We start from the raw sequence: 6,815 nt of genomic DNA on the forward strand, positions 1-6,815 counted from the left end.
GGGGTGGCTTTTCAACCCCGTACAGCCATGCTAAGGCCCGGCCGAACCCACATCGGCGGCGGCATCGGGTCGCGGCCACACCCAGACAGGACGACATAAAATGGCCATTCAGCGCACATTCTCGATCATCAAGCCCGACGCCACCGCGCGCAACCTGACCGGCGCGATCAACGCCAAGCTTGAGGCCGCAGGCCTGCGCATCGTCGCGCAAAAGCGCATTCACCTGACCCCCGCGCAGGCCGGTGTGTTCTACGAAGTGCACAAGGAACGCCCGTTCTACGGCGAACTGTGCGAATTCATGGCCTCTGCCCCGATCGTGGTGCAGGTGCTGGAAGGCGAAGACGCCATTGCCAAGAACCGCGAAGTCATGGGCGCCACCAACCCCGCCGACGCTGCCGAAGGCACGATCCGCAAGGAATTCGCCCTGTCGATCGGCGAGAACTCGGTTCACGGCTCGGACGGCGAAGACACCGCCGCGGCCGAGATCGCCTATTTCTTCTCGGGCCTCGAACTGGTGGGCTGAGCCCGTCTTTCAGCGCTGACGGACCATACCGCCGCCCCGAAAGAGGGCGGCGGTTTTCGTTCGGGGCGGGCAACACGGAAACTTCCAGAGTTTCAGTGCCGATTTCTTCTTGAAGAAATCGCTATGTGCCGCGCGGCTTCCGATGCAATCCATGTGCCTCGAGGAAAGTCGCCAGATCGCGCGGCAGGCTGTCATCGGCAAGCGCTGCGGTCTGCGCCTTCAAGGCGTCGAACCGGGCGCGCAGGGCAATTTTCTCCTCTCCCTTGCAATCGTTCCACGGACGGCCCTGCAACGCCATGACCAGCACATAGTAGCCGATGAAATGCGGCCGCACCCCGGTGGCCAGCATCCGCGCATAGGCCGCATCGGCCCCCAGCGCGCGCAGATCTTCGGCGCTGTGGATGCCCGCGCGGGCGCATTGCGCCTCGAACGCCGGGCCAAGGTTGCGAATGCTGGAAACCGGCGTGCTCATCGCTTACCCCCCGACGATCCAGCCCACGGCGTAAGCCACCACCGCGCAGATCGTACCGACCAGCACGGTTTCCCCCACGCAGCGCAGCAGCCGCTCGCCCGTCGCGCTCCAGCGCAGCAGGCCCAGGGCTGTCAGCGCCAGAAAGGTCGACAGCACCGACAACGCGAAGGTGCCGGCAACAGGCTCCAGCAGGAAATACGGCACCAGCGGCACCACGCCGAACACCACGAAGCTGGCAAAGGTCATCATCCCGTTCAGCGCCGGGGTATCCTCGGCCGGGTCGGACATGCCGATGCCATAGGTCATCACCAGATCGGCCATGAAATCGGGATGGCGCGCGATGATCGTTGCGGTGTCCCGGGCATCGGCCAGGGGCAGGCCGCGCCGGCGCAGGATGTCGATCAGCCCCGCGCGCTCGTGCTCGGGGTCGCGGGCGATGTCGTGGCGCGCAGTATGGCGACGCGCGTGATACAGGTCTGCCTGACTGCGCGCGGACAGGAACTCGCCCAGCCCCATGCTGACGCCATCGGCAAACAGGTTCGCCAGCCCGAAGACCAGCACAGCCAGCGCGCCGATCTGGGCCACGCCATCAGCCGCTGCCCCGGCAAAGCCCGCGACGATGGCAAATGTGGTCACGATGCCGTCATTGCCGCCATAGACGATCTGTTTCAGAAACTCCTGAACGCGCCCCAGCTTGTGCGCTGTCTGACGCTGGTTCTGCCCATCCATCGCGGCCTCCGTCGCGCATATGTGGCCAGCATATACCGCCAAGGGCAGGGCGCAATACCATGGGAGAGTGGAACACCGGCAGGTTACTCGTTATCGCACGATACCGGTTTGACGCCACGCACCCGACCTGCCTCGGGCCGATTATAGCACCAACTTGTAAACACAATGTAGGCAAATCCGCGGCCATAGGGTCACATGCCCGTCGGCTGGCAATTCCCGTCACGCGCGCCTATAGTCAAGGGGACTCAAACGACAGGACACCGCACGTGCGCGATCTGAAAATCCCCGAGCAACGCCACCCCGAAAAGGCGCATCGCCCCGACAATGCCCAGCCGCGCAAGCCTGACTGGATCAGGGTCAAGGCGCCCACATCCGACGGCTATCGCAAGACTCGTGACATCATGCGCGAGCACAAGCTGGTGACGGTCTGCGAAGAGGCCGGGTGCCCCAATGCCGGTGAATGCTGGAGCCAGGGGCACGCCACCATGATGATCATGGGCGACATCTGCACGCGCGGCTGCACCTTCTGCAACATCGCCACCGGCAAGCCGCAGACGCTGGACGCGTTCGAGCCGGGCCGCGTGGCCGATGCAGTGCAGAAACTGGGGCTGAACCACGTGGTGATCACCAGCGTGGACCGCGATGATCTGGAGGACGGCGGGGCCGAGCATTTCGCCCAGACCATCCGCGCCATCCGCCACCGCAGCCCCGGCACGACGATCGAGATCCTGACGCCCGACTTCCTGAAATGCGCCCCCGAGGTGCTGGAGGTCGTGGTGGCCGCCAGACCGGACGTGTTCAACCACAACCTGGAAACCGTGCCCGGGCTTTACCCCGGGGTGCGGCCGGGTGCGCGCTATTTCCACAGCCTGCGCCTGCTGCAACGGGTCAAGGAACTGGACCCGACCATGTTCACCAAATCCGGCATCATGGTGGGTCTGGGCGAGGACCGGCAATCGGTGCATCAGGTGATGGAGGACATGCGCGCCGCCGATATCGATTTCCTGACCATCGGGCAGTATCTGCAACCGACGCCGAAGCATCATGCGGTGGATCGGTTCGTGACTCCCGAAGAGTTTGCTGCCTATGAAAAAGCGGCCTATGGCAAGGGGTTCCTGATGGTTTCGGCCACACCGCTGACGCGGTCATCCTATCACGCGGGCGACGATTTTGCGCGGCTGCGGGAAAACCGACTGAAAAAGCTGGGACGGGCCTAGGCATCCGCACGACGCTGCGCGTAGGGTGGGCAAGATTGCCAACCCGACCGGAGCGTTGCGATGCTGACAGACCCCTACGGAAACCCGCTGCACACCGAAAGCGCGCAGGCCGCTGACGCCTATAACGTGGCGCTTTACGTCTATCTGGATGCGCTGCCGGGGGTCGAGGATGCGCTGGACCGTGCTCTGGCCGCCGATCCGCAGTTTGTGCAGGCCTGGGTGCTGAAAGCGCGTAATGCGCAGGTCTTTGCCCGCATGGACGAGGCGCGCGACAGCATCGCCCGCGCCATGCAGGTGGCGCCGGTCCTGCCTGCGCAGGCTGCCGCCCATGTGGCGATCTTCGATCACCTGATCCATGGCCGCGCGGCACAGGGCTATGCCATGATCCGCGCGCATCTGCTGGACTATCCGCGCGACACGCTGGTGGCGCAAAGCGTGCTTGGGGTGTTCTCGCTGATCGGCTTTTCCGGCCAGCCGGGGCGCGAGGCGGCGCATCTGGCCGTGGCCGAGCAACTGGCCCCGGCCTATGGCGATGACGGCTGGTTTCTGGGGCAACTGGCCTTTGCGCAGGTCGAGGTGGGGCAACTGGCGCAGGCGGAAACCACGATCGACGCCGCGATGGCCAAGCGTCCGCGGTCCGGGCACGGGGCGCATGTGCGCGCGCATCTGTTCTACGAGGCGGGCCAGACCGAACAGGGGCGCGATTACCTGTCGCGCTGGATGGCGGAATACGCCCGCACGGGGCTGATGCACGGGCACAACGCCTGGCACGTGGCGCTGTGGTCGCTGGCCATGGGCGACACGGACGCGATGTGGGCCATAGCCGATACCGATCTGTCACCAGAGCGGGCCGAGGTGCCGCCTCTGAACCTGCTGACCGACCTGGCCTCGCTGCTGTGGCGGGCCGAGATGGCGGGCGTGACCGTCCCCCCTGCGCGTTGGGCGCAGGTGTCGGACTATGCCGCGCGCTGCTTTCCGTCCCCTGCGCTGGGGTTTGCCGACATTCACGCGGCCTTGGCCCATGCCATGGCCGGGCGCGACGAACCGTTGATCCGAATCCTTGAGGGGGCCGCCGGTCCCTCGGCCGATCTTGTGGCGCCTTGCGCGCGGGCGTTTCGCGCCATGGCGGCGCAGGATTGGGCGGGGGCCGAGGCGGCGATCCTGCCGGTGATGGCCGATCACGCGCGGCTCGGTGGCAGCCGTGCGCAGCGCGACCTGCTGGAATACACGCTGATGTCGGCGCTGATGCGGCAGGGCAAGACGGACGAGGCGCGCCGGCTTGGCATCATCCGCCGCCCGCTGACCGATCACCATCACGCAGTGGCGGGGCTATAGCGCCTTGAGATAGGCGGCCACCGACTCGCGATCCTCGGCGGTCAGCCGGGCAAAACTGCTGACGACCTTGGCCATCGACCCGCCCGCGCTGTCATAGTCGGGGGTGAAACCGGATTCGAGGTAATAGGCGATCTCGCCCGCGCTCCAGTCCAGTTGATCCGGCGCAATGCCCGGAATCCGACCCTTGCCCGAGGGGTTGGGCGCACCGCGCAGCCACTGGCTGCGGTCCATGCCCCCCAGCGCGTTGCGCGGTGTGTGACATTCGCCGCAATGGGCCAGAACCTCGACCAGATAGCGGCCTCGTTCGACCTGCTCGGTTTCGGGATCACTCAAAACCCAGTCGGGGTCGGCATAGAGCGTCTTCCACCCCCCCACCGCGCGGCGGATGTTGAAGGGGAAGCCGACGTCGTGGTCGCGGCTGGGCGTGGCATCCGCGGGCAGGGTGCGCAGGAACGCCACCAGATCGGCCATGTCCTGCGTCTGCATCCGCGCATAGCCGGTGTAGGGAAAGGCTGGGTAATAATGCGCGCCAGACGGAGACAGCCCGCGCATCACCGCGTTGGCCATATCAAGATCGGACCAGTCCCCGATGCCGTGCTGCGGGTCCATCGAGATGTTGGGCGCATGGAACGTGCCAAACTCACTGGGAAACGCCTGACCGCCTGCCAGGATAAGGGGATCGTCGCCGTCGGGGGCGGCATGACAGGACGCGCATCCCGCAGCCCAGAACACTGCCTCGCCCCGATCTGCATCGCCGGTAACCCCGGCCAGCGCATCCTCGGGCAGGGGGTCGGGCCGCGTGATCCACCAGGCGGCGCCAAGCCCCAGAAGACCCAGCACCGCCACCGTTGTCAAAATGAACCGCAAGGATCAGCTTTCAGGGGCGCGGTGGTTGTCATGGCACGCCTTGCAGGTGCCGCCGATCTCGCCCATCAGCGGGCCAAGAGCCTCTTGACCGTTGGCAACCGAGGCTTGCATGGCCTGTGCCGCCTCGCCGAAATCCGCCCATTTGGACGAGAAATCATCCATGTCTTCCCAGATCGAAGGCTGGGCGCGGGTGCCGTCGATGCTCATGTCGTCCGACCCTTCGGGCCAGTGCGGGCCCTGCTGGATCATCGACACCGCCACCAGCGTGTCAGCAGCCGATTGCGCGGCCTCGGCGTCGTATTCGCGCTGGCCCTGCGCCATGCTGCCGATGATGCCAAGGTTCAGCGCCATGATGCGAAACTGGCCCTGACGTGCCTTCAGCTCGGCGGAAAAATCCTGGGCAAAGCTGGGTGTTGCAAGAAGGCAGGCGGCGGTCAGCCCTGCAATTGTCATGGTCTTCATAGTGACGCTCCCTTTTGGCTCTTTGGCTGTACCTTCCAGCTTAACATCGCTTTTTTCATTGCATATGACGGTTTGGTGCAGTCACCAAAACGTGAGCGCGCGCAACCTACCGCATGAACCGCCCGCCGCCACTGTTGGGCGTCAGAACCTCGGGCCAGCCGAAAATCCATTCTATGCCCAAAAGGGCCAGGCACAGCCCAAGCACGATCAGCACCAGCTTGACGCGTTTCCAGCTTGGCGGGTGGCGTGCCCAACGGGCCATGCGCAAAAGGTGGATCATCTTGGTTGCGCTCGGTCTTGCTGATACGGGGTCATGCTGTAGTTTGGGCCGGAATCTGCCCGGGGATCAAGCCATGCGTGTCGTTCTTGTTGCATTGATGTTGTGCCTTGCGATGCCTGCGGCGGCACAGGACGATGATGCGGCGCTGCGGGCTGCCGAGCAGGATTTTGCCGAAGGCCGGTTTGACGAGGCCCTGTCGGTGATCGAACCTGCCGCGCGCGCAGGCGATCCGGTGGCGCAGACCTTGCTTGGCACGGCCTATGACACCGGGCAGGGCAAGGCGCAGTCGGCGTCGCTGGCGCAGGACTGGTTCACCCGCGCCGCCGATCAGGGCCATGGTCCTGCGCTACTGGCGCTGGGTCTGATCGCGCTGAACGGACGCGAGGGAGTGCCGCCCGATCCGCAGCTTGCGGCGGACTGGCTGAAACGGGCCATGGGGCAAGGTGTGCCCGATGCCTACCTGGCGCGTGCGCAGATGATGCTGGACGGCACCGGGGCACCGGCAAATCCGACCGCCGCCGCCGCACTGCTGCTGACCGCGCTGGATCTTGGTGCCCCGCAAGCCGGTCTGGCGCTGGCGGGGCTGTATATCGAAGGCACGGATCTGCCGCAGGACTATGCCCGGGCCCGCAGCGTCCTTGTCCGTGCTGCCCGAATGGGCGATGGCCCGGCGATGGCGCAACTGGCCGTGATGCACGAGCTGGGGCAGGGCGGCCCGGTCGATCCGGTGGCGGCCTTTACCCTCTATCAGGAAGCGGTCAGCCTGGGCGAGACCAGCGCGGCGGTGAACCTTGCGCTGTTCATGCAGCAAACCGACGGCTACTGGACCGATCCGCCGCTTGCCCATGCCTAGTACTACAGTTGCGGATATTGGAGATCTCTGATTCAACTCTATTCGAGGGAATGGGAGGGTTGGGTCATGACTGTATC

General features: G+C 65.4%; 9 protein-coding genes. 4 read left to right on the plus strand and 5 right to left on the minus strand.

Going from position 1 to position 6,815, the window contains the following annotated elements; genetic code table 11:
* The first annotated feature begins 100 nt into the window (after positions 1–100).
* Positions 101–523 (plus strand): nucleoside-diphosphate kinase, encoded by a 423-nt coding sequence (gene ndk, locus ACFTOW_RS04875; RefSeq protein ID WP_379913633.1) that lies wholly within the window; start codon positions 101–103, stop codon positions 521–523.
* Between the two features lie 121 nt (positions 524–644).
* Here ndk and ACFTOW_RS04880 read toward each other — a convergent pair whose 3' ends face one another.
* On the minus strand, positions 645–995 hold the full coding sequence (locus tag ACFTOW_RS04880) for a TfoX/Sxy family protein (protein WP_379913635.1): 351 nt from the start codon (positions 993–995) through the stop codon (positions 645–647).
* A 3-nt stretch (positions 996–998) separates the two neighbouring features.
* A complete protein-coding gene (locus ACFTOW_RS04885) occupies positions 999–1,724 on the minus strand; it encodes a VIT1/CCC1 transporter family protein (RefSeq protein ID WP_379913637.1) in 726 nt (241 codons plus the stop codon).
* 266 nt (positions 1,725–1,990) lie between these two features.
* Here ACFTOW_RS04885 and lipA point away from each other — a divergent pair, with 266 nt between their 5' ends.
* Together lipA and ACFTOW_RS04895 are read left to right on the plus strand one after the other, a co-directional pair.
* The gene (gene lipA, locus ACFTOW_RS04890) at positions 1,991–2,941 is read left to right on the plus strand and encodes a lipoyl synthase (RefSeq protein ID WP_379913639.1); all 951 of its coding nucleotides are present in this window, start codon (positions 1,991–1,993) and stop codon (positions 2,939–2,941) included.
* 60 nt (positions 2,942–3,001) lie between these two features.
* Entirely contained in the window at positions 3,002–4,276 is a 1,275-nt protein-coding gene (locus tag ACFTOW_RS04895; RefSeq protein WP_379913641.1) for a tetratricopeptide repeat protein, read from the plus strand.
* Here the strand turns inward: ACFTOW_RS04895 and ACFTOW_RS04900 are convergent.
* The 3 genes from ACFTOW_RS04900 to ACFTOW_RS04910 all read right to left on the minus strand — a co-directional run bounded on the left by ACFTOW_RS04900 (position 4,271) and on the right by ACFTOW_RS04910 (position 5,885).
* Positions 4,271–5,143 (minus strand): c-type cytochrome, encoded by an 873-nt coding sequence (locus ACFTOW_RS04900; RefSeq protein WP_379913643.1) that lies wholly within the window; start codon positions 5,141–5,143, stop codon positions 4,271–4,273. The two genes, ACFTOW_RS04895 and ACFTOW_RS04900, sit on opposite strands and share 6 nt — an antisense overlap.
* A gap of 3 nt (positions 5,144–5,146) precedes the next feature.
* Positions 5,147–5,605 (minus strand): c-type cytochrome, encoded by a 459-nt coding sequence (locus ACFTOW_RS04905; protein WP_379913645.1) that lies wholly within the window; start codon positions 5,603–5,605, stop codon positions 5,147–5,149.
* 106 nt (positions 5,606–5,711) lie between these two features.
* A complete protein-coding gene (locus ACFTOW_RS04910) occupies positions 5,712–5,885 on the minus strand; it encodes a hypothetical protein (RefSeq protein WP_379913647.1) in 174 nt (57 codons plus the stop codon).
* Between the two features lie 73 nt (positions 5,886–5,958).
* Between ACFTOW_RS04910 and ACFTOW_RS04915 the strand changes: the two genes are divergently transcribed.
* The gene (locus ACFTOW_RS04915) at positions 5,959–6,738 is read left to right on the plus strand and encodes a tetratricopeptide repeat protein (protein ID WP_379913649.1); all 780 of its coding nucleotides are present in this window, start codon (positions 5,959–5,961) and stop codon (positions 6,736–6,738) included.
* The last annotated feature ends 77 nt before the right edge of the window (positions 6,739–6,815 follow it).

Source organism: Lacimonas salitolerans (genome assembly GCF_042677865.1).
Classification (GTDB): domain Bacteria; phylum Pseudomonadota; class Alphaproteobacteria; order Rhodobacterales; family Rhodobacteraceae; genus Lutimaribacter; species Lutimaribacter salitolerans.

Coding starts and splice junctions, on each gene's coding strand:
- ndk (WP_379913633.1), top strand. CDS start 101: ATGGCCATTCAGCGCACATTCTCGATCATCAAGCCCGACGCCACCGCG.
- ACFTOW_RS04880 (WP_379913635.1), bottom strand. CDS start 995: ATGAGCACGCCGGTTTCCAGCATTCGCAACCTTGGCCCGGCGTTCGAG.
- ACFTOW_RS04885 (WP_379913637.1), bottom strand. CDS start 1,724: ATGGATGGGCAGAACCAGCGTCAGACAGCGCACAAGCTGGGGCGCGTT.
- ACFTOW_RS04895 (WP_379913641.1), top strand. CDS start 3,002: ATGCTGACAGACCCCTACGGAAACCCGCTGCACACCGAAAGCGCGCAG.
- ACFTOW_RS04905 (WP_379913645.1), bottom strand. CDS start 5,605: ATGAAGACCATGACAATTGCAGGGCTGACCGCCGCCTGCCTTCTTGCA.
- ACFTOW_RS04910 (WP_379913647.1), bottom strand. CDS start 5,885: ATGATCCACCTTTTGCGCATGGCCCGTTGGGCACGCCACCCGCCAAGC.
- ACFTOW_RS04915 (WP_379913649.1), top strand. CDS start 5,959: ATGCGTGTCGTTCTTGTTGCATTGATGTTGTGCCTTGCGATGCCTGCG.